The following is a 23,248-nucleotide window of genomic DNA, read 5'->3' as shown; positions in this document are numbered from 1 at the left end:
CAAGACCATCGCCATGCGCCCCCTAACATGATGCTCCGAACCCGCGATACGGCAGCCTGGGATGGCGGCGCCAGCCCCGGGGGGGCCTCCATACCCTGCATGGACGCGCCGGGACACCCGCGCGAGGCATTGTTCGCCGCGCTGGGCTGTGGCGCGGATGGCCTGGATCATGGATCGGCCGCGAGGGCATTGGCGCGATACGGCCGCAACCGGCTGCGCTTTCACCGTCCGCGCTCACCCTTCGTCATGCTGGCACGAGAATTCCTTGCCATGTTCCCTCTGTTGCTCATGGCTGCATCAGTGTTCGCGTTGCTGGCCGACCGGCTCAGCCCTGGGCAGGGCTACGCGCTGATCGGCGGGGCGTTGGCGGTTGTGGTGGTGCTCAATGCGCTGGTCAGCTTCGCCCAGAACTACCGTGTCGAACAGGTCATGTTGTCTTTCCTCGACTACATTCCTCGCACCGTGGCGGTTGTGCGCGACGGTCGCCGCGTACTGATCGACGCGGAAGAGGTGGTGCCCGGCGATGCACTGCTGGTCCAGGAGGGTGACAGATTCTGTGCCGACGGAGTGCTGCTGGAGAGCAACGGCCTGCTGGTGGACGAATCGGTGCTCAGCGGCGAGTCTGAGCCGGTGGCAAAGTGCGCGCTTGAGGCAACGGTCAAGACGGCTTGTCTGGTTCGCTCGGGCGCCACCGTGTTGCGCGGCAGTGCCCGCGTGCTGGTCACCCGGACCGGGCGCTCGACTAGCTTGGGCGGCATCTCTGCGTTGTCGCAACAGGTCAGGCGCGACCTCACGCCGATGCAGAGGGAACTGAAGCGCTTCGTGCGCTGGATCACACTGCTGGCCTTCGCCATCGGCGTGGTCTTTTTCGCTATCGGCGTGGTTCTCGGCAACCCCTTCTGGGTCAATCTGGTGTTCGCCATCGGCATCATCGTCGCCAACGTGCCTGAAGGATTGTTGCCCACCGTGACCCTAGCGCTTACACAGGCCTCGGTGCGCATGGCGCGGCAGAACGCTGTGATCAAGGACATCATGGCTGTCGAGACGCTGGGAAGCACCACTGTGATCTGCGTTGACAAGACGGGCACACTTACCCGCAACGCGCTGCATGTGGAGACGCTAGACACCAGTGGCGCGCCACAGGGGACGGCACTGCGCATCATGGCGCTGGCCAATGAAGCACTCGCGGTTCGCGGCGCATCGCATGGGCGCGAATTGCGCTTCACTGGCGACCCAATAGATTGCGCGCTGGCCGAGTTCGCTCAGACGAACAGCGGCTTTGAGGCGCTACGCGCAGGCTACGAGCCAGTGGCGATCACGCCATTCGATGCCGAGACCAAGTGCATGTCGGCCGTCTGGCGGCGGGCGGACGGAAGTCTGTACCTTGCTACCAAAGGGGCCCCCGAGGTGATTCTCGAGCGTTGCTGCGCAATTCACGGCTTCGATGGCGCGTGCGCGCTGAGCGCCGATGCGCGCGAACACTTGCGTGCGCAAGCCGATCGCTATGCCGGACAGGGGCTGCGCGTCATTGCGCTGGCCGACAGCCTGCCCGGTGCCGCTGGTGAGAGGCCGCCGCTGGTTTTCGCCGCGCTCGTAGCGATGGTAGACCCGCCACGCCCTGAGGTACCTGCGGCGGTCGCGGCCTGCCACAGCGCCGGCATCCGTGTGCTGGTGATGAGCGGCGACAAGGGCGAGACGGTGAGCTACATCGCGCGCCAGCTTGGCATCGTGTGCAATCCGCAGGTGGTCGACGGCGAGGCGCTCGCGATGATGTCGCACGAGGCGCTGGTCGAGGCGCTGCGTACAGAAGAGCTCGTGTTCGCGCGCATTGCGCCGGAGCAAAAGCTGGCCATCGTCGACGCCCTGAAGGCGATGGGCGAGGTGGTGGCGATGACCGGCGACGGCGTCAACGATGCGCCTGCGCTCAGGCGTGCAGACATCGGTATCGCCATGGGCGCGCGCGGCACCGACGTCGCCAAGGAGGCAGCAGACATCATCCTTCTCGATGACAACTTCGCCACCATCGTGGGCGCGATCGAGCAGGGGCGCACGGTGTACGAAAACATCCGCAAATTCATCACCTACATCCTTACGAGCAACGTGCCCGAGATCCTGCCCTTCATCGCTTACGTCCTGCTGCCCTTGCCCTTGCCGATGTCGGTGATCCAGATCCTGTCGGTGGATCTGGTCACCGACATGTTGCCAGCCATCGGTCTCGGCAACGAGCCCCCCGAAGCTGACGTGATGCAGCGCCCGCCGCGCCCGCGCGAGGACCATCTGGTCGATGCGCACACGGTGTTGCGCAGCTACTGCTTCATCGGGTTGATCGAGTCGGCGCTCGCCTTCACGGTGTTCTTCGTTGTGCTTGATGCCGGCGGTTGGCACTGGGGGCAGGGTGCGGCCGTCGAGGACCTGCTGCAGCGCCAGGCGGCCGGTGCCTTCCTGGCCATGGTGGTGTTCTGCCAGATCGGCAACGTGATGGCCTGCCGAACCAGTCGCCAGAGTGCGCTATCGGGTCTCGGACGCTTCAACGCATGGATCGTGGGCGGAATCGTGTTCGAAGTGCTGTTCATAGTGACGATCACGCATTTGCCAGTCTTGCAGTCGCTGTTTTCCACCGCAACGCTGGCGCCGGGCGTGTGGGCGATGATTGCCGCCGCGCCGTGCGTGGTATTCGGACTCGAGGAGCTGCGCAAGTGGATCGCACGGCGCCACGCCCGGCCGACGACTACGGTCGATACGGGCACGATCAATTGAGCAATGTCATTGCAGGAATGCCGTCTTGGGCGAGAATGCAAGCGTCCTCTTTCGGGAGAGCGGCGATGGGGAGACCTTGATGAGTCGCGATGCAGGCGATCGGCTTGTGCCGGACGCATGGGTAGCTGCACGTACCGGGCTCGGAATGGATGGTCTGGGAGTCATGAACCTGGGCGTGGCGGCGGCGGATCGTCATGCGTGCGGCCCCTGGGCGAAGATGACGGCGCTGTCCTTCGTGACGCCGGACGGCGCGGGGATGCAGGATATCTCCTATGCCGAACTGGCACACCGCAGCAACCGGTTTGCCAACGGCCTGCGGGCCCTGGGCGTGGTGCGGGGCGAACGCGTGTTCGTGCTGCTGGAGCGCTGCCCGGCTCTCTATGTGGCGGTGCTCGGTGCCCTGAAGGCCGGCGCCGTGGTGGCGCCACTATCTGCCGCCTTCGGGCCCGAGCCGATCCGTGTGCGTCTGGCGCTTGGCGGCGCGGCCGTGCTGGTGACCGACGCGCCGTGCTATCGCGACAAGCTCGCGCCGATGCGCGCGCAATGGCCAAGCCTGCGTCAAGTGCTGCTGGTGCGCGAGGCGGACAACAAGCAGGAACTGCCGGGCACCATCGATCTGGTGGAGGCGCTCGCCGCTGCCGACGATACCCCGCCCGGCATCGCCACCGGGCCCGACGATCCGGCCCTGCTGCATTTCACCAGCGGCACGACTGGCACGCCGAAGGGTGTGCTGCATGGCCATGGCGTCGGCCTCAACCTTTTTTCCTCCGCGCGCGAGGCGCTCGACCTGCACGCGGCCGACCGCTTCTGGTGCACCGCCGACCCGGGCTGGGTCACGGGTACGGCCTACGGCATCCTTGCGCCCTTGCTGCATGGCGCCACGGTGGTGGTCGATGCCGGTCCCTTCGACGCGAGGCGCTGGTTCGAGGTGCTCGAGCGGGCGAGGGTAAGCGTGTGGTACAGCACCCCGACCGCGATCCGCCTGCTGATGCGCGCCCATGCCGCCGGCGTCAAACTCCCCCGGCCGACGGGCTTGCGCGTGGCGGCCAGCTGCGGCGAGCCGCTAGATCCGGGCGCGGTGCGATGGGGTGAGCGGGTGCTCGGGCGACCGTTCCACGACAACTGGTGGCAGACCGAGACCGGCGCGATCATGCTTGCCAACATCCCGGCGCGGCAGGTGACGCCCGGTGCGATGGGGCGCCCGCTGGCGGGAATCGAGGCCCGCGTGGTGCATCGCAAGTCGGGTGGCGGCGTTACGGTGATTGACACCCCCGAGGCGACGGGCGAGCTGGCACTTGTGGCCGGCTGGCCATCAATGTTCCGCGACTACCTCGGTGCACACGATCGCTATGGCGCCTGCTTCGCCGATGGGCTGTATCTGAGCGGTGACCTGGTGCGGCGCGATGCCAGGGGCGACTACTGGTTTCTCGGTCGCGCCGACGACGTGATCAAATCGTCGGGGCACCTGATCGGGCCCTGCGAGGTCGAACGGGTGCTCATGGCGCACCCCGCGGTGGCAGAGGCCGCGGTGATCGGTCTGCCCGATCCGACTTGCGGCGAGCGTGTCGAAGCGGTCGTTGTCGGCCACGCCGGCGCAACGCTGGACGAGGCGCTGGCACGTACGCTGCTTGCCCACGCGCGGACCCATCTGGGGGCTGTGATGGCACCGAAGCGCATCACCTTCGCGGCCGCTTTGCCGCACACGCGCAGCGGCAAGATCATGCGCCGCCTGCTGCGGGCGCGCGCACTGGGCCTGCCCGAAGGCGACCTGTCGATGCTCGAACATGCGGAGGTGCCGAATGAACCGTGACGAGATCCGCGCCGGCGTGCACGAAACCTTGGCCCGCATTGCCCCGGAGGCCGATCTGACGGCGATCCGTGCCGACCGGTTGCTGCGTCGCCAGATCGATCTCGACTCGATGGACTGGCTCAACGTCATCGTCGGCCTGCACGAGCGCTTCGGCCTGGACATCCCCGGACGCGACTACGGCCGCTTGGGCACACTCGACGAGATCGTCGACTATCTGGTCGCACACCTCGGCGGCGAGCGGGAGTAGATGCCGTGGGCGACTATCCGGCCGAACTGATCCGCACCCGCTACCTTTTCGATGGCACAGAGGTGACCATCCGGCCGATTCGCGCGGAGGATGCAGTCATGGAGCAGGACTTCGTCCGGCACCTGTCCAAGGCCTCGCGCTACGCACGCTTCATGGGCACGCTCAATGAGTTGCCGCCCGGCAAACTGCGCTATCTAACCGAGCTGGACTACCAGCGCCACATGGCCTTGGTGGCTACGGTGATACGTGATGGGCAGGAGCTCGAAATCGGCGTGGCGCGCTACGTGGTGAGCCCCGACGGCAGCAGCTGCGAGTTCGCAGTGACCGTCGATGACGCATGGCAAGGGAGCGGTGTTGCGGGACTGCTGATGCTCGACCTGATGGACGTCGCCCGCACGCGCGGTCTCACGTTAATGGAGGGCTTTGCCCTGGCTGCCAACGACAAGATGCTCAAGTTTGCCCGCCAGCTCGGTTTTACCATTCGCCGTGATCCTGACGACCGAGAGACCGTACACCTCGTGCGGACATTGTAGACACCCGAACAGGCGTACGACGAGATGACACGGTGACATTCGTCAACCCTTGTTCGCGCAGCGCTTTCTCTTCCGGGGTGAGGGACTAGGATGGGTGTGAGGCCACCCTTTCTGGCCCGGTTGACGGAGGGCATATTGCGGGGTCCCGCCGCCAACCCTTTCGCGGCATCCCCGCGCAGGAGAATCAACATGGCACTGGTGAAATGGGAACCCATGCGTGAAATGGAGCAACTGTTCGACCGCCTGACCCGCTCCTTTGGCCCCCTGAGCCTGGGCGCGAGCGAGGCCATTTCGGCCGAGGACTGGTCGCCGCGCGTTGACGTTGCTGAGACCGAAGGGGAGTTCGAGGTCAAGGCCGAACTGCCAGACGTGAGGAAAGAAGACGTGCATGTCACCGTTGACAACGGTGTGCTCACACTGCGTGGCGAGCGCCACCGCGAAAAGGAGGAGAAGGGCAAGCGCTTCCATCGAATCGAACGCGCCTATGGCAGCTTCTCGCGCACCTTCTCTCTACCCGAGAATGTTGACGCCAAGCAAGTCAAGGCCAGCTTCAAGGACGGCGTGCTCGATATCCGCCTGCCCAAGACCGGCGAGTCCAAGGCGCGGGCCCTTGAAGTGAAGGTCGACTGAGGTCTTTTGGATCAAGCGTCTGCGCCTGGACGTCAGGGGGTGGGTGGTGCGCTTGATGGGGGTGTCAAGTCGACGGTTCTTTGTGCGCGACGACTGCCCCCGTTACGTCAGCGCTCGCGCCTGCCCTCTATGATATCTGGGCGTTCGAGGAGGTCGCGATGCGGGACTAGGATCCGCATGTCTGGTTCTGGAGCGAGGCAATGGGGGCTCCCGGGAGGCTGATGACGAGCGATGCAACCAAGAGGACGCCCCCCCGCAGGATATCGAGATGCAGGCGGCGCCGACACCGTCCGAACAGGCATTCCCGCCTGATGCGCTCATCGTTCTGCCAGTGCGTCATGTCGTGCTGTTTCCGGGGGCTCACGCCCCGGTCACCATCGGCCGGCCCGGTTCCATCTGCCGCGGTCCAGGCTGCGGTGCGCCAGGAGCAGGAGCGGGCTTGCGACCGCTGCCGGAAAGGTGACCCCCAAGTGGTGTGTGGAGTGCCCAACCCGGTGGCGTCCTTTGGTGGGCAAGCGTGTCGACCAGCTTCTTGCTGAGACACCATTAAGGACCCGGTGGGTCGCCCGGCGTACGCGCATGATCGGGCTCGTGGCGCAGCGTCAGTCGTGAAGCGAGTTGGACAAAGGACGTTGTGCCAGTCTTGTGCAGGATCTGGGTGCGGTGGTATTCGACGGTGCGATGACTGATGCTCAGCTGACGCGCGATCTCCTTGTTGGTAAGCCCCGCAAATGCCAGCTCGGCGATTTCAACTTCCCGCGGCGTGAGCTTGCCCAGCGGCGCTGGAGGCGCAGGTGTCAGATCGGCCATATGCTGGCTCGCCAAGGCAGTTTCCACTTGAGTGAGCAGGTGCTGACCGCGTACCGGCTTGAGGAGGAAGTCGACTGCGCCGCGGCGCATCGCCTGCACGGCGCCAGGCACGTCGCCGTGCGCGGTGAGGTAGATGATCGGCAGGGTGATTCCGCGTGCAGTGAGGAGCGCGTGCAGGGCCGGGCCATTCATGCCACCAAGGTGGACGTCGAGGATGACGCAACCACGCCAGTCGGGGCGGCAGGCCTTGAGGAAGGCCTCGGCGCTATCGAAGCTGGCCACAGTGTGGCCGGCGCTTTCCATCAACATGCGCAGGCTGCGACGAACGCCGGCATCGTCGTCGACGATGAACACCATAGGATCGCAGATGCAACGCGTGTTCATGTCGGTGCCTCAATTGGCACGGTGAAGCGGAAGGTTGCGCCAGGGCCAGCCTCGGGGTCGTACCACAGCTCTCCTCCGGCGGCTTCGACCAGCGCGCGGGAGATGGTGAGGCCTAGCCCCATTGCCTGCCGTTTGGTTGTAAAGAACGGAGAAAAAGCCTGCGCTGCGACCTGTGCGTCCAGCCCCGGCCCGTTGTCGCTAAGCGAAATCTGTACCGCCTGATGCGCGATGTCATTGCGTGCTTCGACGCGGATCGACGGCAGGTCGACGCCGGCGATACGGAGGGCCTCGACGCTGTTGGTAATCAGGCTGTGAACCACGCTTTCGATCTGGCGCTGGTCGCCTACGATCGGCCACAGGTCAGGCGCAATGTCGACATCGAAGCGGGTGTCCCTGTAGCCATCGTCATGGCACAGCTTCACCACATTGTGGATCGCCAGAGGCAAGTCGACCGGCGCCGGCTTCAGGCCGTCACGCTCGAGGAAGTTCATCAATTCATGCATCACTGCGCCCGCACGATCAGCCTCTTCGCTGCAGCCCTCGAGGGCTTCACGCAGGCGCGTGTGCTCGTCCTGACCGTCGCCCAGCAGGCGCAGGGCGGCGGTGGCATAGGCGGAGACGGCGTTCAAAGGCTGGTTGAGGTCGTGCGCGATCTTGCGCGCGGTCTGGCCAGCGATCTGCAGGGCGTGCAGATGGCGCATCTGTATGCGCAATGCGCGAAGTGCGTCTGCATCGCGATGGCGTTCGGTCATGTCCCGTGCCGAGCACAAACAGTGACCGGATGTTCTGCCCTCATTGGTCAGGCGGTGGCAGCACCAGGACAAGAGCCGGCGCTGGCCGTCACTGCGGCTGAACCAGGCTTCGTACTCGGCGCACATATCCGGTATGGACTGGTGTTCGGTATGGAAGCGGGCGATGGGCTGGCCGACGAAATGGTCGCCAAAGAAGTGATATGCGGCGGCATTGCCCCATGTCAGCACATGTTCTCGGTCCATCTCCACAACGATGTCGGGAATGGCCCCGAGCAGGCTGGCATAGCGCTGCGCCCATTGCCGCGTGCGCGCTTCGGCCTCGATGCGCGCGCTGGCGTCGTGTACGGTCGCCAGCACCCTGCCGCCGGGGAGGGGGCTGAGGCTGACCTCGGCCGGGAATTCGCTGCCGTCGGCACGACGCGCGTGCAGGAGCCGACCGATGTTCATCGGTCGGGCCTCAGGGTTTCGGGCGTAGGCGGCCGTGTGGCGTGCATGGAGGGCACGCAGACGCTCGGGGATGAGGTCATTCACGGTGAGTCCGGGCGGCAGCGGCTGGGCAAGACCGAACAGTCTGGCCAGGGCCAGATTCGCCCTGCGGATGCCGCCGCTGGTGTCGGCGATGAGCATGGCATCGACCGAAGCATTGAACACTTGCAGCAGATCATCGCTCAGTTCGTGGGTCATGACGGCCTCCCCTGTTCGCGCTACCGGCCCGCATCCCAGTCCGGCGTTGGCAGCGAGCGCAGGTATTATCCTAGCGAGTGTCGGCAACGTCATTCGTGAGCCAGATCAATCTCGGTGCAAGAGGACGAGATCATCGGCCGCGAAGACTCCATGTGCAGGGGCGGAAGACGACGTGCGCCGGACCGGCGACCGGGTGGCACCAGACGGGATTGCCCCGGTTGCAGTGCGGTGCAGCGCCTCGCGATCGAGCACGGTGACACGTTGTCGGCGCATGACAACGATTCCAGTGCGGTCAAGCGTCGAACAGGTGCGACTCACCGTCTCCTTGCTCAAACCGAGAAGCGAGGCGATATCCGTGCGACGCATCGGCAGAGCAAAGCGAAGGGACGCATCGCTGCGCGCATGCCAGTCGAACAGGAAGGCTCCAAGGCGTGTGACTGCTCGCGAAGCGGCCATCATGGCCATCATGGCCTGGTTGCGGAGAATCTGGCGTCCCAGCAGCCGGTAGATGAACGTGCGCAGGGCGGCGCCCTCATACCCCGGGCGAGCCAGACCTGCGAGCGGGATTACAGCCACGTCAGTCAGCTCCAGGGCGATGGATTCGGTCGTGTACCGACCCGACGCGAGCCCGTCCAGCCCGAGCGTATCTGAGGCGCGCTCGAAGGCGATGACGCGCGCCTTGCCCGCAGCATCGATCGTCCGCGTGCAGAAGCTGCCACGGATGACCACGTAGAGATGCTGGCACGGGTCTCCCGCGCGGACGGGGATATCGCCGTGCCGCAACCGGCGGCACATGAAGCGGGTCCATTCGGGGTGCGGGGCAGGGGCGAGCGGCAGCCCTACGAATCGGGCCAGCGCACCGGCGCTGATCCGCCCGTGGCTGATTTGGCGGAGCAGGTCCGTGGCATCGTCCGGTCCGTCCATCTTCTCGCCCAGACCGTTCTGGGCAAAGGGTATGACAGTGGTTTCCTGCCGCATCGGTGTCGAGCCCCATCATCGGCCAGCATGCCGATGCGCTGTCGCGGCAACGGTCGGCGGTGGCACCGGCACGGCGTACAGACTTCGTACGGTCAGCCCGTCGGCCTGCGCGGGCACGGCGATAGGTGCCGGCGCAATGCACGGCCAGTATCGATTGCCACCGAGACGTTTGGCCTTGTACATCGCCGCGTCGGCTGCCTGCAATAGCAGCTCGGCACTTTGACCATCGCAGGGGAACACCGCGGCACCGGCACTCACGGCGAGCGTCGGAGGTGAGGGGGTATCCACGCGGATGTCCCGGACCGAGGCAACCAGTTTGCCGAGCAGAGCATCGACATCGTCGTGCAGGTGCAGGCCGGGGATGATCAACAGAAACTCGTCGCCCCCAAAGCGGCCCACGGTGTCCATTTCGCGCACGCAGCGGACCAATTGCGCGGCCACGCCACGGATCGCTGCATCGCCGACAGCATGTCCAAAAGTATCGTTGATGGCCTTGAGCCGGTCCATGTCGGCGCAGATCAAGGCAAAGGCGCCGTTTGTGCGGCCCGCGCGTGAGATTTCCTGGTTCAGGCGCTGGATCAGCAGGTGGCGGTTGGCGATCCCAGTCAGGTTATCGAAGTTCGCGCGGCGCTGTAGTGCAAGCTCGTGGGCGATTCGACGGCTCACGTCGCGTACGGTGCGCACGTAATGCGTCACGCGGCCGGCGCGGTCGCTGAAGGGGCGCACTCGCTCGTCGAGGTACCGGATGCGGCCATTGCGCACCCTCCCTGTGCGCAGGGAATCGCCAATCGGGTTGCCAGTGTCGGACCCACCGGTTGTCGCCGCGAATGCTGCGTGCGGAGGTCGACGGCCGACGAGTTCGTGGCGCTGCCAGCCGCTGATACGTTCGTAGGTCGGATTGACGTACTCTACGATCCCCTGCGTGTCGGTCACCATGACGGCTTCGCCGCTGCCTTCCAGTAAGGTCAGGAAGCGCTGGAAGTGCTCTTCGGCGGGCGACGCGCATTCCGCCGGACGCAGGCCAATCAGGATGCAGCTGCTCTGGCCCACAGGGATGATGAGAAAGGACGCTGCGAGGCGGATCGTTTCCCCGCGCGTGCCACTCACCGTGAGGCCATGCCAGCTGCCCGGTGGATGATTGAAGGCGAGGTAGGCGCAGTTGTACCCGGGAGTCTTCACTTGGAGGGGCATACCCGGCAGTAGGTCGGCCAGATTCCTGCCTTCGAGTTGCTCGGTTGACTTGAGAAGTTGCCGGGCCGGCCCGGTGCAAAATTCGATCGTGCCGCACGATCTGGCTAGCAGCACGGCCTGATCTGTGAGCGGGGGAAAATTGTCGCCAGCGCATGCCTGCGCCCTGTCGGATATGCCTGAGGGCGAATGCGACACATTGATCGCACTCGATCGAAGTTGGTTCATTGCTCTTCCTCCGGGCTCGTTGGCGGAGGTCAGGCGGCCTTGGCGTGATGTGCCGGCATGAATCCGGCCGGCATCGTGGAGGCCATGGCCCGACTCAGATGCTCGACCTCGTCGCGCCATTCTCCCTGGAGCAGGGGAATGATCTCGTGGCTACTCTTGATGATTACGGTCTGTATCTCGCTCAGGGTACTCATCGAGATAGCCGAGACTTCCATCGTGTTTGCGATCGATTGCCGATACAGATCGGCCCACCAGCCCGTCAGCTCTGCGATGTCACCACGCGCGGTGTATTTCTCATTTTTTCCCAGGCCACTGGGCAGGTTCATCAGTCGGCGCACCCCGGCGTGGTGGATGTTCAGAATGCGTTGGGCCGCATCCCATTCGGCTCGGGCCAGTGCCTGAGTTAGCGCCATCTGCTGAATGATCGGGTGACGCACCTTGGTTTCGGTCCTGTCCACAGTTCTTCCTCCTCGATGTGATTCGTCCGGTGTTCGATGCGGAAACACCAATAAAATCCCTGAAGCTCAATGCGACGCATCGATTACGCGGCGTGCCAGAAATACATAAGTTATCCGCGGAGGAACTGACTTCATACTCGTGCGCACACGGGGGGGCAGGGTCTCTGTCAAATTGACGACCGAAGATCACGACTTACGGGTGCGTTGTCGCTGGCGCGGGGTGCGGTCACGGACTCCGACATCCGGGTCCGGGACGTCAGAAAGATGCGGGGCAGTCGAAGCTCAGGCGATCGCCGCCGAGTGGATGGGGAAATTCAAGACGTGTTGCGTGCAGGAGCAGGCGGCCTGCTTTTGCCCTTGCCGGCGCCGTTGCATATAACGCATCTCCCAGGATCGGATGGCCCAGCGCCAGCAAATGCACCCTCAACTGGTGACTGCGCCCGGTGAACGGCGACAGTTCGACCCGCGTCGCCTCCAGCCTAAAGTCACGCGACATCACGCGATAATGCGTGGTGGAAGGCTTGCCGATCGAGAAGTCCACCTTCTGCAGCGGCCGGTTTGGCCAGTCGGTGATGAGGGGAAGTTCGACCGTGCCTCGATCGGCCGCCAGCAATCCATCCACCACGGCGACGTAGCGCTTTTTCACGATGCGGTCCTGGAACAGGATGCTGAGCCGGCGATGCGCCTCGGCGTGGCGGGCCAGCACCATGAGGCCGGACGTCTCCATGTCGAGGCGATGCACGATCTGGGCGTCGGGATAGTCGAGCTGCACCCGCGAGATCAGGCAGTCGGACTTGTCCGCACCGCGCCCGGGCACCGACAACAGACCCGACGGTTTTTCCGTCACGACGAGGTCGCTGTCGCTGTAGAGGTAGTTCAACGGCGCGTGTGGCGGTGGCGTGTAGGCTTGGGCGTGCATCCAGCGCGGTTGGAGTCGACTTGTTCGGACGCGGATTGTCCCCGTAAGTGCGTTCTCAAGCAATTCCGGGCGGCGCCAGACAAGCCGGTTTCGATGAGGTGCGATAGAAGCGCGCGGGCAGTACGTTCGCCCAGGCCGGCCATCTGCTGAAACTCCGCGCGTGAGGTCGGGCCGGCGAGAAAAAGGTGGTAGAGCGGCAGCGCGGCTTCGGGGCGGATGCGCTTATCGTGCGCGGCCCGGAAGGAGACGAGCGCCTGAATACGGGTCTTCATGCTCACGCCTCTGGATGGCGCTCAGGCAAGCGGGATGGCCACAGACTTGCCGAAGCCGATTTGGCCGATGAAGTCGAAGGGGGGCGGGGACTTGCCGGCGGCCATCGTGACGTGCAGCACGCGAACATGTTCCTTGGCGATCGCCCCAAGAAAACCCGCCAAGGCAACGGGCGCGAAACTGGGAATCAGAGTATTTTGATCCTCGATAATAGTTCTTGAAGCGCTATTCTTGATTGCATATTATCTCTGTGAGTTTCGATAAGATTGGGTATCCATGCGACCGTCTGTTGTGCTTGACATGAAGCGAAGCGCAGTGCGTGAAGTGGTTGGTCGCTTCCGCACCGCCAACCCGCGCGTCTTCGGTTCGGTTCTGCATGGCACCGACCGGGATGGCAGCGATCTTGATCTGCTGGTCGATGCGCTGCCTGGTGCGACGCTGTTGGACCTGGGCGATTTGGAGGAAGAGCTGAAGTCGCTGCTCGGCGTGGACGTCGATTTACTGACACCCGGCGATCTGCCGCCAAAGTTCAGGGCCAAGGTGCTCGCGGAGGCACTGCCGGTATGAGCGAGAATCGCCTGCCCGATTACCTTGACCACATCCAGCAAGCCGCAATCGATGCGTGCAGCTTCGTGGAAGGAATGGCTAAGGACGAATTCCTGGGTGACAAGCGCACCCAGCAAGCCGTCATCATGAACCTCATTATCATCGGCGAAGCCGCCGCAAAGGTGATGGACGGTTATGCTGAATTCACCCAGATGCACGCCGACGTGCCGTGGCGCAGCATGCGCAACATGCGTAACCGCATGGCTCACGGCTATTTCGACATAAACCTCGATGTAGTGTGGGATACGGTGCAGCAATGGCTGCCGACATTGCTCGAGCAACTGCCTATCGTGCGCCAGGCCGACGACGACGAGGCGGCCGATTTCGGGTGAGCGGCGCCTTGACGAAAATCATTCTCATGCGTCATGGCAAGCCGTTGCTTTGTCGAACAGGATGGATTGGACGTACGGACGACTCCAACGTCAGGTCGTATGCCCATGAAGAAGTCATGCAGACAGTTCTTGGGCACATCGGCCGGGCGCGTGAAAAGCCATGTTGATCGGCTATGTGCGCGTTTCGACGCAGGGTCGGAACCTGGAGCTGCAACGCGAAGCCTTGATCAGGGCCGGATGTAAAATGGTCTTCGAGGACAAGGTGAGTGGCACGCGAGCAGATCGGCCCGGCTTGGACAAGACGCTCGAAATGCTGCGCGAGGGCGACACACTTGTTGCCCGGACGGCGACTTGGCCGGTTCTTCTTCCACGTCATGGCGAGCCTCGCTGAGATGGAGCGCGAACTGACTGTCGAGCGCACCCGTACTGGCCTGGAAGTCGCGAGGCGGCTCGGCCGCAAGGGCGGTCGCAAGCCGAAGATGACCGAAAGTAAGATCGAGGCAACCAAGCTGCTAAAACAACCATAATGTGTATTATGTTAACTCCGATAAAAGATGTCGGGCACAAGTTCGGTAAACCTTCACGCAGCCGCGGCACGTCATATGGGATACTCCCGCCACCCATGACGACACACTTGAAACTTGAATCGCTCCGATAGGTGCAACGTTGTCGTAACCCACGGAATGGCGCCTGTCCATTTCGACCTGGCGCGCAGTCCATCGTGACGGAACGGCCCCTTCTCCTCCTCCGGCAGCGTTGACCGCGCCCAAGGCATTTACCGCAGGCCTTCACAGCTTGTCGGGGGAGTTCCTTGCTGCGACAGAATTACGATTACCATGGTCTTGGTGCGACGGGACAACCACGAGGTTTCCTTGCCAATGGATCGACCTCGCTCTTCCTGATTCTCTATTTACTGGGGCAAAAAAAGGGCGTAATGTCCGCAAAAATTCCCAGGGCAGCCCATGACCACCTTCCTCATCACCGCGGATCACGATGCCGCCTTCGACTACCTCACCGCAGCTCGCCGCCACCATTCGCAGGCAGCTATTGCCCTTCATTTGGGCGTTACCACCCGAACTATCCGGCGCTGGGAGGCGCGGCAGGCCCAGCCCCCGGGCTACATCGTTCATGCGTTGCAGCGGTTGCTACCATTTGACCAAACTGTCGAACGAGAAGGAGCCTTCCGTTTCATCGACCTGTTTGCCGGAATCGGGGGCATTCGTAAGGCCTTTGAGCAGATTGACGGTCGATGCGTTTTTACGAGCGAATGGGACAGTTACGCGCAGAAGACGTACGCCGAGAATTTCCGTGGAGACGCACACCCGATCAATGGCGATATCACGCAAATACCTGCCCATGAAGTCCCAGACCACGATGTGCTGCTTGCGGGTTTTCCCTGCCAGCCATTCTCCATAGCGGGAGTGTCGAAGAAAAATGCTCTCGGACGCGCGCATGGATTCGCCTGCGAAACACAGGGCACGCTCTTCTTTGATATTTGCCGCATCATCGAGGCGAAAAAGCCGCGCGCCTTCCTCCTCGAAAATGTGAAGAATCTGACGTCACATGACAGGGGGCGAACCTTTGATGTTATTAAGCGTTCTCTGGAAGGCTTGGGTTATGACATTTCCCCCAAAATCGTTGACGGCGCCCACTTCGTACCCCAGCACCGCGAACGTATCCTCATCGTGGGGTTCCGCCGCGACCTCGGGGCCAATTTCGACTGGGACGCTCAGCTGCTCCCGCCCAAAGGCCACCGGACCCTGAAGGATATTCTCCATCGCGGCGATGGCACTGAGCCCCGTCTGGAATGGGATGGCGAGAAATACTTCGATCATGAAAACAGGAAGGTTCAGGACAAGTACACGCTGACGACAAAGCTCTGGCAGTACCTGCAGGATTATGCCCAGAAGCATCGGGCAAAGGGCAACGGCTTCGGCTTCGGCCTTGTTTTTCCGGATAGCGTCACGCGTACGCTATCTGCGCGCTACTATAAGGACGGGTCAGAGATCCTCGTTCATCAGGAGGGCCTCAACCCGCGAAGACTGACTCCTAGGGAATGCGCACGCCTGATGGGCTTCCCCGACACCTTCCGGATCCCCGTATCTGATACCCGGGCCTACAAGCAATTCGGCAATTCAGTCGTTGTTGACGTGATGACGCACGTCGCGAAGTTGATGCAGCCAAGCATTGTTGCCGACTATCAGGAGCCCGAGCTCCGGTTAATCTATGCAACCGCATGAGGTGCAAACATGGGTCCGGTCTCCAGAATTCCCGCTTTGCGGGAGGCTTCGTTTGATGGCGCGCTAGCGTGGTTTTCCGACCTATATACAGGCGCCCTTCTCTTTCACCCCGACGATGACCCGGCAGAGGTTTACCGTGTGCGTGATTGGCACCCGCTGTTCTCGGAAGTTGAAGCCGAGGAGGTCCGTTCTATATTGGGAAAGCTATTCTCCTTGCTCGGCGACCGGGTATACGAAGCGGCCTACCCGATATACATGAAGGCCTGCGGCAACGAACTTGATGGCTGACGTAGTAGACCGTGCCACGCGAAGCCGGATGATGTCCGGCATCCGCGGGAAGGATACGAGAATCGAGGTGGCCGTCAGGAAAGCGCTGTTCGCGCGCGGGTTCCGATATCTTCTCAATGACGGGCGGCTTCCTGGAAAACCCGACATGGTTTTTCCAAAACACCGGGCTGTGGTGTTCGTGCATGGCTGCTATTGGCACGGCCATGACTGCGCCCTATTTCGCCTGCCGTCGAACAACCGGGAATTCTGGGAAGCCAAGATCGGGGCTAATCGGGTACGCGACGCCCGGACTGTCCTTGCCCTCCGGGTCAAGGGCTGGCGTGTGGCGGTAGTCTGGGAGTGTGCCTTGCGGGGCCGCGGGAAGCCGGGTCTGGAAGAGGTTACCCGCCAGTTGGACGACTGGCTACCGGGAGACCGGGGAGAAATCACGATCCAGGGAGGCTTATGAAGAAGGGATACCTGTCCGAATATTTCACCGACGTTGCATACAAGCGCCTGAGCGCAGTGGAAGCCTTGCGCCACCGTTCAAACCAGCACGAATTTGACGGAGTCGGCGGCCTGAAGCGGATGCTGGGAACTGCGCGCCGGGAATTTCCCGCCATGTTCATATACCTGTCCGATAATGAGGCCGGGGCCGTTATGGAAGCGGGTTTCCTGACTTGGTACGACGCCCGCGAGGCGCATCCAGTCCGCTCGGAATACCGGCTGTACTACCCCGACACGAAGGTGTCGGAACGGGCGGACGAGCGTGACCTGTTAGTCATCGGGCGCCGGCCGGACGACAGCCTGGTGGTGATAATCGCCGCGGCCGGTTCCACCGCAGAGAACCAGGTGGCGTGGCTGTTCGGCGTCACCGACTTGGATTTCGGGGGCTACGCCGTCAAGACGGAGAAAGAGGCCGACCGGATGCGGTTGGTTTTTGCATCCCGCCAAGTGCTGGAGCTGATCGGGGTCGAGGTGGAGGAGCAGGCCCCTGATTTCCTCGGGCTGATGCTGGATAGATTTGGCGGGGTCTTACCGAAAACCCGCGAATTCTCCGCATTCTCGAGGGAAACCCTCCGGGACGTGGCTCTGGGCGACGATCCGGACAGGATCCTGATGGCCTGGATGGAGCAGGAGGAAATCCTGTTCCGCACCCTCGAACGCCATCTAATCGGTGACCGGCTGAAGCAGGGCTTCGCCGATGATGTGGACGCCTTCATCACCTTCTCTCTTAGCGTCCAGAACCGGCGCAAATCCCGAGCCGGCAGCGCCCTGGAGAACCACCTCGAATTTCTATTCACTGCACGTGGCATCCGCCATAGCCGCACTGCGATTACTGAAGGAAAGGCAAGACCAGATTTCCTGTTCCCAGGACATGCTGAATATCATGATCCGGCGTGGTCCGCCGTCCGGCTGACCATGCTGGGAGTCAAGTCCTCCTGCAAGGATCGCTGGCGGCAGATCCTCGCCGAGGCCGACCGCATCCCGGACAAGCACCTGCTGACCCTGGAGCCCGGCATTAGCCGCAACCAGACCGACGAGATGCAGGCCAAGGGCGTCCGCCTAGTGCTGCCGCGCGCTATCCACGACAGCTACCTGCCAGAGCAGCAGACTTGGCTGATGGATGTGGCGGGGTTCATCGAGCTGGTGGAAGAGCGGCAGTAATCACTTTCCGGCGCCCGTGGGTGAACGTCGCCCGTTGGAGGAAAATATTTCCCTGAGCGTTTCGGGCGGCATGGGCGGATCCACCCGGTGGACGGCCACATGGCAGTTTGCACAAAGCGGAATCAGGTCTCGTACGGGGTCGATCTGGTAGCTGCCCCCCATGCGTGATACTGGGGTCCGGTGGTGTACCTCGATGTATCCGTGGGCCAGCGAGCCATACACCGTGCCGAAATCAAAGCCGCAGATGCCGCACCTTGCGCCGTGGGCCGCAATGCAGGCGGCCCGGTTGGCAGGGTTGCGCTCATAACGATTCACCGTCACCGTGCTGCACGCGCCTTCCGGCAGGCCGGCCTCGAACAGCGGCTGTCCGGCCGGCTCCTCTTCCTCGAGGGGCAGCAGGAGCAGCAGCAGCGCCAGGCAGGCCGATGCAACGGTTTCCGCGCCGGCCTGAAGGTCCCCGTCATTGCCGGATGTCGCGTCCGTCAGCTTGCGGACCCTGAGTTCCAGCTGGTTCCAAGGCGGGGGCGGAAGACCGTTTTCAGGCAGGACCACCGAACCGTTCACCTTCATGCTGATCCGTTTGCCGGCAGCCTCGAATGTACTCGCGAGCGAAAGGAAGGGATGGTGCGACGTGGTGGCCCTGCGCCCCATCGCCCGCACCAGATCGCCGGCATAGGTGTCGGGAAAGAAACCGGCCTCCAGGCTTTTCCAGCCACTGGATACCAGTACGGCAAACCCGTTGGGTTCGGGAATGTCGGTTGCCCGCACACCCTGCCGTGGTCCGTCAGGGGTGTTTGCGACACAGCCGGAAAGGGACAGCCGGAAGCGGACGCCCAAGACTCCGGCCAGTGCCTCTTCACTGAATGGCATGCAGGTCACCGCTCATCAGAGGTCGTCTTCGGAAGGTTCTGGCAGGTCATCCGCAAGCCTGCGCAGGATCCGGGAGACCTCGTAGCGCATCTCCTCGAAATTCTGCCGGTTGCTTTCGCTGACATTGCCGAGTTCAGCCGCGCAGAGTCCCCACATCAGGGAGTCCAGCCCCTGCACGGTCACCCCGGATCGCCTGTTCGGAATGTAAACCCTCTGATAGTAGGAATGGCCCGTGTTGATCCGGACGGCCTGGTTGCCATTGATGAAGGCCGGTTCCCACAGCAGACCGTCCTGGAGACTGTCGACCGGCTGGACGTGGCATTCCCCGCTGTTCTTTTCCTCGACCAGCTTGATCCGGAGCTTCGTGACACCATTCTTGTTGGAGACGGTCACGTTTCCGGTGGCGCCATCCACCCCTTCCAGTTCGGCTGTCTTCAGGTTGTCGGCCTGGGCGTGGATGGCGTTGTTCGATACCGCATGCAGCAGGGCCGCCGTACCGCTGACCACTGCGTCAACGCCCTTCCGGTAGCGCTCGGACGCCTCGCGGCGTGGTCCCGGAAGGAATTTGTTTCGCAGCCAGTCGTACAGGACTTCATCGAGCAGAATCCTGGACTTCTTGATGTCCACCTGGAAGGCGTCATCCAGCTTGTGGTCAAACGATAGCTCGACCCGGCACAGGGTCATGTGCGGTTCCTTGCTGTACATGTCGAGCCAGTCCGGGCCGTGGATCAGCCGATTCTCACGGTAGACGTATATCCCCTGCTTGTCATTGGTCAGACGCGCTTCCTTCAGGGTTTCCTCGTCCGGGAATTCGCTTTTCCGGGGGAGGATGAAGACCCGGACGGTGAACGCCGCGCTGGCACCGTCCCCGGTCTCCACCTTCGTGACCTTTTCGGCGGCGGGTTTTTCCGTGAGTGGCAGGCAGTACGGGTCCCACGGAGCGACCGGCCTGCCGTTAATGCGGATGCTGACGTCCTGTGCACGGGCATCATTGCTGTCGAGGAAGCGCTGGTAGACCATGGCAACGTGGAAGCGGAGCTCGTCCTCGTAGCGTTTGAGCGCGGTTTTGGCGGCCTTTCCGTCGGGTTTTGCATAGGTCTTGAGCAGGCGGTCGATGTTCTCCCACAGGATGAGCGTGCCCGTCTTCCCCTTCGCAACCGCGTCCAGGAGCGTGGTTTCGTTGCGGCCTGCCTCCACCAGCTGCAGTTCCCAGCGCCCGACCTTGGCAATGTGGTCAAGGTCCCAGGTCGCCTTCATGACCCCGCCGCCATCACTGCCGCGACTGACGGCTGACAGCCGCCGGCAGAAAGCGGTGGAGGCCGTCTTCAGGCCCAGTCCGAATTTCCCGAGGCTGGCTTGGTTGGCCCGCTGCCTGGAGCCGTAGCGCATGGCATTGACCAGACCGTCACGGTCCATGCCGCAGCCGTCATCGGCGACGGAAACCGCGACCGCGCCACTGAAGTCCATGGCGATCGTGATGTCGATGTTGCCAGCGCCGGCTGCGATCGAGTTGTCGATCACATCAGCCATGGCGGTGTTGAATTCGTAGCCCGTATCCCTTAGTCCTTCGATGATCCGTTCCGGATCCGGGGGTACGTCGAGGTAGGGGGGTTCTGCTGGATTTCTGGAAGACATGTGGGGTTTCCTGTACCTGTTCAGATCCGGATGACTTTCCAGCCGCCCGAGAGCACCAGCACGTCATCATCACCGCCTGCTGCGGGGGCACCGGGGCGCTCCACATCAACGTGGAGACGGCCGTCGCCATCCTTGGAAAGCACGACCTGGTCACCGACGGCCGCATTGCGGGCCCTCAGGTACCGGGTCATGCAGGTGAGCCGGTATTCGTTGCGGGTGCCGCCGAAAAAACGGTTGTTGTAGTAGATGAAATTGAAATTCCAGCGGGTGATTCCGTCCGGTTCGCGGAATGTCAGGCTCACGCGCGGATTCTTCGCGTCGGGATCGAGAAACGGGAAGAACGAGAGGATGGCCGGCTCCTTCGGCACGAGGATGCCTGCCTGGTGCGCACCCGTTTCTCCGATGTCGTTGGCGCTGAGTGTCTTGGTGATTCTTGCCGTATGCGTCATTCAAGGATTCCGGAAAGTGGTGAGATCTGCAGCGCCTGCAGGACTTCGCTGACGGTCGCATCCCCTTCGTGGCCGGTCGCCGCGTGTTCGGCGAGGCCGCGCTTCAGGGCAAGGCGCCCGACCACCAGTTCCTCGACGCTGTCCGCAAAGAACATCTGGTGGATGGTCACGGGGCGCTGCTGCCTGCGGCGGTAGGCCCTGGCGGACGCCTGGTCTTCGAGGGCCGGATTCCACTCGGGGTTGTAGTGGATCACGTGGTTCGCCGCGGTGATGTTGAGTCCGACGCCGGCCGCCTTCGGGTTCAGGAACAGGGCCCCTCCGGTGGTGGCCGCGGAGAAATCGTCAACCGTCTGCTGGCGCGCCGGGACCGGTACCCGTCCGTCGATGAAGCTGAAGAAACAGCCCGGAAAGCGTTGCGGCAGGTCAGCACGGAAGATGTCCGTCATGCCGGTGTAGCTAGTGAAAATCAGGCACTTCTCGCCCTGCTGGAAAATCTCCTCGAGCAGTTCGAGCAGCCGCTGGTACTTCGGCATGCCGTCTGCGGGGTCGTCCCGCCAGGTCCCGATGAGGGCGGGATGGGTGCAGAACATCCGCAGGCGCTGCAGGGCCACCAGCGAGCTGGATTTTCCGTGTCCCGCGAGGGCTTCGAGGCGCGTCCGTTCATAGTCTTCGGCCATGGCGCGGGACATGGACAGTGGCTGGGCCACGTCGATTCTCTCTGGCAGGTCCCGGGCGACATCGCGGACCCTTCTGCGCAGCAGGATGGGGGCGACGATCGGTGCGAGGCCTGCCGCACCGGCCTCCGTATCGGCGAACAGCCGCTCGAATTCGTCCCGGTTTCCGAGCAGCCTGGGCAGCGCGAAGTCGGACAGTGACCAGAGGTCCGTCAGCCGGTTTTCGACCGGTGTTCCCGTGATGGCGAGGGAGATCCGCCGGGGCAGGCTTTTGACCGCCACCGTCCTGCGGGCATCCGGATTCCGGATGTTCTGGGCCTCGTCCAGAGCGAGCAGGTTCCATGTGACGGACGACAGCAGCGGTTCATCCCGGAGCGCCGTATCGTAGGAGGTCACGACAACGTCGAAGCCGGTGAGGCGCGAGGCGACGCCGGCCCTGTCGGGGCCGGCATGGATCCGGACGGCAAGAGATGGCGCGAAAAGTCGGAGTTCCCGCCGCCAGTTCTCGAGAAGCGTTGCCGGCGAAATGACCAGTGATGGCCCTCGGTCCGCTGTTTTTTCCGCGAGCATCAGCGTGATGACCTGGATGGTCTTTCCCAGCCCCATTTCGTCGCCAAGGATGCAGCCCAGCCCCTGCCCGGCGATGAGTTTCAGGAAATGGACTCCATCCTTTTGGTAGGGGTATAGATCCGCCTGTAGTCCCCAAGCTGCCGTGTCCATGGCCGAGGGCGCGCGCACCTCCGCCGGATCGGACGCCTGAAGCAAGTCGATAAGCCCGAGTTCTAGGCTTTGAGCACGGGTTCTGAGCCAAATCAGCTGCCCGACGGATATTTTTGCCCCGTTGGTAATGCGCTGTGCCGAGAGTGTGGCCAACGATTCAGCGTAATCAGCCATCCGGATCGGATACCAGACATTTCCAATGAAGACCTGATCGTTCTCATGAGCGACCAGCGGAGCTTGGCCGCCATTTGCTCCGATGCCAATCAGCCTGATCTGGATATCGTCCGGCGCGTTGCCGGAAATTTCGATGGCAAGTTCGGCTGGGAACCGCGAAAACGTGAATTGAGGCAGTAAGTCGGCTGGTGACTGCGCAGCGTGTACATCGCTGGTACTACCGAAAACGGCATTCCAGACTTCAGTAGCTGAGACCTTCACCCAGCCGACACCATCACGTAGGTTCAGCAGCCTGCCGTTCGCGACTCTCCATGGAGTACCTCCATGGTCTGAGGCTCCGTGATCTTGGTCTTCCTTCAGTTGCTCTCCCGGCATCAGCACACCTTATCTCATGTTCGTCGTGCTTGAAATGACGCAGGGCACCCCCGGATCGGCCCCTGCATACCAACTTCCGCCATCATCTTCACACCGAAATTGGGAACAGTCGGCGTCGTCCATTCCCCGGTAGTAATCTCCAGCAAACGCTGCAGCATCGTCAGGAAGAGCCTGCCACCGAGTGGTGCGATGCGGCATTCGGTGGCGAAGGTGCGGGCGTCGCCGGTGTGGCCGTTGGGGACTATGACGAAGGTTCCCGCCACACTATGAAACTCGCGCAATTCCTTGACACGGACAGGCTTGCACTGGACCTTGCACTTGACGATGGAGTTGGTGCGGCTGCCTGCGGAACGTGCTGCGGATACCTTGCAGTCCGAACGAACCGCGATTGCGAGGAGACCGTCGTCCCGCTTCCTGTAACGCTGCCGAGCCATTCGTATGCGCACCTTCGGCACGCCATCGGAATGAACGATTCACCCCTTCGACATGCTCATTCGTTTGATTTTGATGAATGGTACATATGCGGATGGTGGGGGTGGATGGTAGAAAGTCACATGCGAGGGGAATTACTTGTGCGCGCAGGGGGGGGC

General features: G+C 62.8%; 22 protein-coding genes and 1 pseudogene. 12 read left to right on the top strand and 11 right to left on the bottom strand.

Translation table 11 applies throughout. The annotated features are described in order from the left end of the window. Window positions 1-27: 27 nt before the first annotated feature. The 5 genes from J5J83_RS05995 (at window position 28) to J5J83_RS05975 (ending at window position 5,977) form a co-directional block, all read left to right on the top strand. Window positions 28-2,757: a cation-transporting P-type ATPase gene (locus tag J5J83_RS05995; protein ID WP_212346597.1), complete on the top strand. Its 2,730-nt coding sequence runs from the start codon at window positions 28-30 to the stop codon at window positions 2,755-2,757. Between the two features lie 79 nt (window positions 2,758-2,836). Continuing rightward, entirely contained in the window at window positions 2,837-4,567 is a 1,731-nt protein-coding gene (locus J5J83_RS05990) for an AMP-binding protein (RefSeq protein WP_212346594.1), read from the top strand. Further along, the gene (locus J5J83_RS05985; protein WP_212346593.1) at window positions 4,557-4,814 is read left to right on the top strand and encodes an acyl carrier protein; all 258 of its coding nucleotides are present in this window, start codon (window positions 4,557-4,559) and stop codon (window positions 4,812-4,814) included. Before J5J83_RS05990 ends, J5J83_RS05985 begins: the two co-directional genes overlap by 11 nt. A gap of 5 nt (window positions 4,815-4,819) precedes the next feature. Continuing rightward, window positions 4,820-5,347, top strand: coding sequence for a GNAT family N-acetyltransferase (locus J5J83_RS05980; protein WP_212346590.1), 528 nt, complete (start codon window positions 4,820-4,822; stop codon window positions 5,345-5,347). A 189-nt stretch (window positions 5,348-5,536) separates the two neighbouring features. Next, window positions 5,537-5,977, top strand: coding sequence for an Hsp20/alpha crystallin family protein (locus J5J83_RS05975; protein ID WP_212346588.1), 441 nt, complete (start codon window positions 5,537-5,539; stop codon window positions 5,975-5,977). A 546-nt stretch (window positions 5,978-6,523) separates the two neighbouring features. Here the strand turns inward: J5J83_RS05975 and J5J83_RS05970 are convergent. From J5J83_RS05970 to J5J83_RS05945, 6 genes are all read right to left on the bottom strand, one after another. Next, a complete protein-coding gene (locus J5J83_RS05970) occupies window positions 6,524-7,171 on the bottom strand; it encodes a response regulator (protein ID WP_212346586.1) in 648 nt (215 codons plus the stop codon). Beyond that, window positions 7,168-8,607, bottom strand: coding sequence for an ATP-binding protein (locus J5J83_RS05965; protein ID WP_212346583.1), 1,440 nt, complete (start codon window positions 8,605-8,607; stop codon window positions 7,168-7,170). Before J5J83_RS05965 ends, J5J83_RS05970 begins: the two co-directional genes overlap by 4 nt. 105 nt (window positions 8,608-8,712) lie before the next feature. Next, window positions 8,713-9,585 (bottom strand): helix-turn-helix domain-containing protein, encoded by an 873-nt coding sequence (locus tag J5J83_RS05960; protein WP_212346581.1) that lies wholly within the window; start codon window positions 9,583-9,585, stop codon window positions 8,713-8,715. A 15-nt stretch (window positions 9,586-9,600) separates the two neighbouring features. Continuing rightward, window positions 9,601-10,764 carry a diguanylate cyclase gene (locus J5J83_RS05955; protein ID WP_212346579.1) on the bottom strand — a complete coding sequence of 388 codons (1,164 nt, stop codon included), beginning with the start codon at window positions 10,762-10,764 and terminating at the stop codon, window positions 9,601-9,603. Between the two features lie 266 nt (window positions 10,765-11,030). Next, window positions 11,031-11,459, bottom strand: a complete 429-nt coding sequence (locus J5J83_RS05950; protein WP_212346576.1) for a hypothetical protein — start codon at window positions 11,457-11,459, stop codon at window positions 11,031-11,033. Between the two features lie 256 nt (window positions 11,460-11,715). Then, window positions 11,716-12,378: a pseudouridine synthase gene (locus tag J5J83_RS05945; protein ID WP_212352842.1), complete on the bottom strand. Its 663-nt coding sequence runs from the start codon at window positions 12,376-12,378 to the stop codon at window positions 11,716-11,718. A gap of 546 nt (window positions 12,379-12,924) precedes the next feature. Here J5J83_RS05945 and J5J83_RS05940 point away from each other — a divergent pair. The 7 genes and pseudogenes from J5J83_RS05940 (at window position 12,925) to J5J83_RS05910 (ending at window position 17,761) form a co-directional block, all read left to right on the top strand. After that, a complete protein-coding gene (locus J5J83_RS05940; RefSeq protein ID WP_212346574.1) occupies window positions 12,925-13,215 on the top strand; it encodes a nucleotidyltransferase family protein in 291 nt (96 codons plus the stop codon). Then, window positions 13,212-13,586 (top strand): DUF86 domain-containing protein, encoded by a 375-nt coding sequence (locus tag J5J83_RS05935; protein WP_212346571.1) that lies wholly within the window; start codon window positions 13,212-13,214, stop codon window positions 13,584-13,586. Before J5J83_RS05940 ends, J5J83_RS05935 begins: the two co-directional genes overlap by 4 nt. A gap of 160 nt (window positions 13,587-13,746) precedes the next feature. Beyond that, a pseudogene (locus J5J83_RS05930) lies at window positions 13,747-14,089 on the top strand (recombinase family protein); the annotation flags it as partial. Between the two features lie 459 nt (window positions 14,090-14,548). After that, window positions 14,549-15,826, top strand: coding sequence for a DNA (cytosine-5-)-methyltransferase (dcm, locus tag J5J83_RS05925; protein ID WP_212346569.1), 1,278 nt, complete (start codon window positions 14,549-14,551; stop codon window positions 15,824-15,826). Window positions 15,827-15,835: 9 nt separating this feature from the next. Next, window positions 15,836-16,114, top strand: coding sequence for a hypothetical protein (locus tag J5J83_RS05920; RefSeq protein ID WP_212346567.1), 279 nt, complete (start codon window positions 15,836-15,838; stop codon window positions 16,112-16,114). Between the two features lie 28 nt (window positions 16,115-16,142). Next, window positions 16,143-16,562: a very short patch repair endonuclease gene (locus tag J5J83_RS05915; protein WP_249115631.1), complete on the top strand. Its 420-nt coding sequence runs from the start codon at window positions 16,143-16,145 to the stop codon at window positions 16,560-16,562. Further along, a complete protein-coding gene (locus tag J5J83_RS05910; RefSeq protein ID WP_212346564.1) occupies window positions 16,559-17,761 on the top strand; it encodes a type II restriction endonuclease in 1,203 nt (400 codons plus the stop codon). The genes J5J83_RS05915 and J5J83_RS05910 overlap by 4 nt, the downstream gene beginning before the upstream one ends. On the opposite strand, the gene J5J83_RS05905 is transcribed toward J5J83_RS05910, so the two are convergent. Genes J5J83_RS05905 through J5J83_RS05885 form a run of 5 tightly spaced genes read right to left on the bottom strand, consistent with a single transcriptional unit; the run spans window position 17,762 to window position 23,092 of the window. After that, complete coding sequence (locus tag J5J83_RS05905; protein WP_212346562.1) at window positions 17,762-18,631, bottom strand: HNH endonuclease; 870 nt, start codon at window positions 18,629-18,631, stop codon at window positions 17,762-17,764. A gap of 15 nt (window positions 18,632-18,646) precedes the next feature. Continuing rightward, entirely contained in the window at window positions 18,647-20,266 is a 1,620-nt protein-coding gene (locus tag J5J83_RS05900; protein WP_212346560.1) for an ATP-binding protein, read from the bottom strand. A 20-nt stretch (window positions 20,267-20,286) separates the two neighbouring features. Then, complete coding sequence (locus J5J83_RS05895; RefSeq protein ID WP_212346558.1) at window positions 20,287-20,715, bottom strand: EcoRII N-terminal effector-binding domain-containing protein; 429 nt, start codon at window positions 20,713-20,715, stop codon at window positions 20,287-20,289. Further along, on the bottom strand, window positions 20,712-22,658 hold the full coding sequence (locus J5J83_RS05890) for a DEAD/DEAH box helicase (RefSeq protein WP_249115899.1): 1,947 nt from the start codon (window positions 22,656-22,658) through the stop codon (window positions 20,712-20,714). The genes J5J83_RS05895 and J5J83_RS05890 overlap by 4 nt, the downstream gene beginning before the upstream one ends. A gap of 14 nt (window positions 22,659-22,672) precedes the next feature. Then, entirely contained in the window at window positions 22,673-23,092 is a 420-nt protein-coding gene (locus tag J5J83_RS05885) for a hypothetical protein (RefSeq protein WP_212346552.1), read from the bottom strand. Window positions 23,093-23,248 lie beyond the last annotated feature (156 nt).

The sequence above is a fragment of the Azoarcus sp. L1K30 genome (genome assembly GCF_018122735.1).
GTDB lineage: Bacteria > Pseudomonadota > Gammaproteobacteria > Burkholderiales > Rhodocyclaceae > Parazoarcus.
This window is presented reverse-complemented; position numbering and strand designations above follow the sequence as displayed.

Bases quoted from the DNA above. Each gene is read 5' to 3' on its own strand.
- J5J83_RS05995 (WP_212346597.1), top strand. From the start codon at position 28: ATGATGCTCCGAACCCGCGATACGGCAGCCTGGGATGGCGGCGCCAGC.
- J5J83_RS05990 (WP_212346594.1), top strand. From the start codon at position 2,837: ATGAGTCGCGATGCAGGCGATCGGCTTGTGCCGGACGCATGGGTAGCT.
- J5J83_RS05985 (WP_212346593.1), top strand. From the start codon at position 4,557: ATGAACCGTGACGAGATCCGCGCCGGCGTGCACGAAACCTTGGCCCGC.
- J5J83_RS05975 (WP_212346588.1), top strand. From the start codon at position 5,537: ATGGCACTGGTGAAATGGGAACCCATGCGTGAAATGGAGCAACTGTTC.
- J5J83_RS05970 (WP_212346586.1), bottom strand. From the start codon at position 7,171: ATGAACACGCGTTGCATCTGCGATCCTATGGTGTTCATCGTCGACGAC.
- J5J83_RS05965 (WP_212346583.1), bottom strand. From the start codon at position 8,607: ATGACCCACGAACTGAGCGATGATCTGCTGCAAGTGTTCAATGCTTCG.
- J5J83_RS05960 (WP_212346581.1), bottom strand. From the start codon at position 9,585: ATGCGGCAGGAAACCACTGTCATACCCTTTGCCCAGAACGGTCTGGGC.
- J5J83_RS05945 (WP_212352842.1), bottom strand. From the start codon at position 12,378: ATGCACGCCCAAGCCTACACGCCACCGCCACACGCGCCGTTGAACTAC.
- J5J83_RS05940 (WP_212346574.1), top strand. From the start codon at position 12,925: ATGCGACCGTCTGTTGTGCTTGACATGAAGCGAAGCGCAGTGCGTGAA.
- J5J83_RS05935 (WP_212346571.1), top strand. From the start codon at position 13,212: ATGAGCGAGAATCGCCTGCCCGATTACCTTGACCACATCCAGCAAGCC.
- dcm (WP_212346569.1), top strand. From the start codon at position 14,549: ATGACCACCTTCCTCATCACCGCGGATCACGATGCCGCCTTCGACTAC.
- J5J83_RS05920 (WP_212346567.1), top strand. From the start codon at position 15,836: ATGGGTCCGGTCTCCAGAATTCCCGCTTTGCGGGAGGCTTCGTTTGAT.
- J5J83_RS05915 (WP_249115631.1), top strand. From the start codon at position 16,143: ATGATGTCCGGCATCCGCGGGAAGGATACGAGAATCGAGGTGGCCGTC.
- J5J83_RS05910 (WP_212346564.1), top strand. From the start codon at position 16,559: ATGAAGAAGGGATACCTGTCCGAATATTTCACCGACGTTGCATACAAG.
- J5J83_RS05905 (WP_212346562.1), bottom strand. From the start codon at position 18,631: ATGCCATTCAGTGAAGAGGCACTGGCCGGAGTCTTGGGCGTCCGCTTC.
- J5J83_RS05900 (WP_212346560.1), bottom strand. From the start codon at position 20,266: ATGTCTTCCAGAAATCCAGCAGAACCCCCCTACCTCGACGTACCCCCG.
- J5J83_RS05895 (WP_212346558.1), bottom strand. From the start codon at position 20,715: ATGACGCATACGGCAAGAATCACCAAGACACTCAGCGCCAACGACATC.
- J5J83_RS05890 (WP_249115899.1), bottom strand. From the start codon at position 22,658: ATGCCGGGAGAGCAACTGAAGGAAGACCAAGATCACGGAGCCTCAGAC.
- J5J83_RS05885 (WP_212346552.1), bottom strand. From the start codon at position 23,092: ATGGCTCGGCAGCGTTACAGGAAGCGGGACGACGGTCTCCTCGCAATC.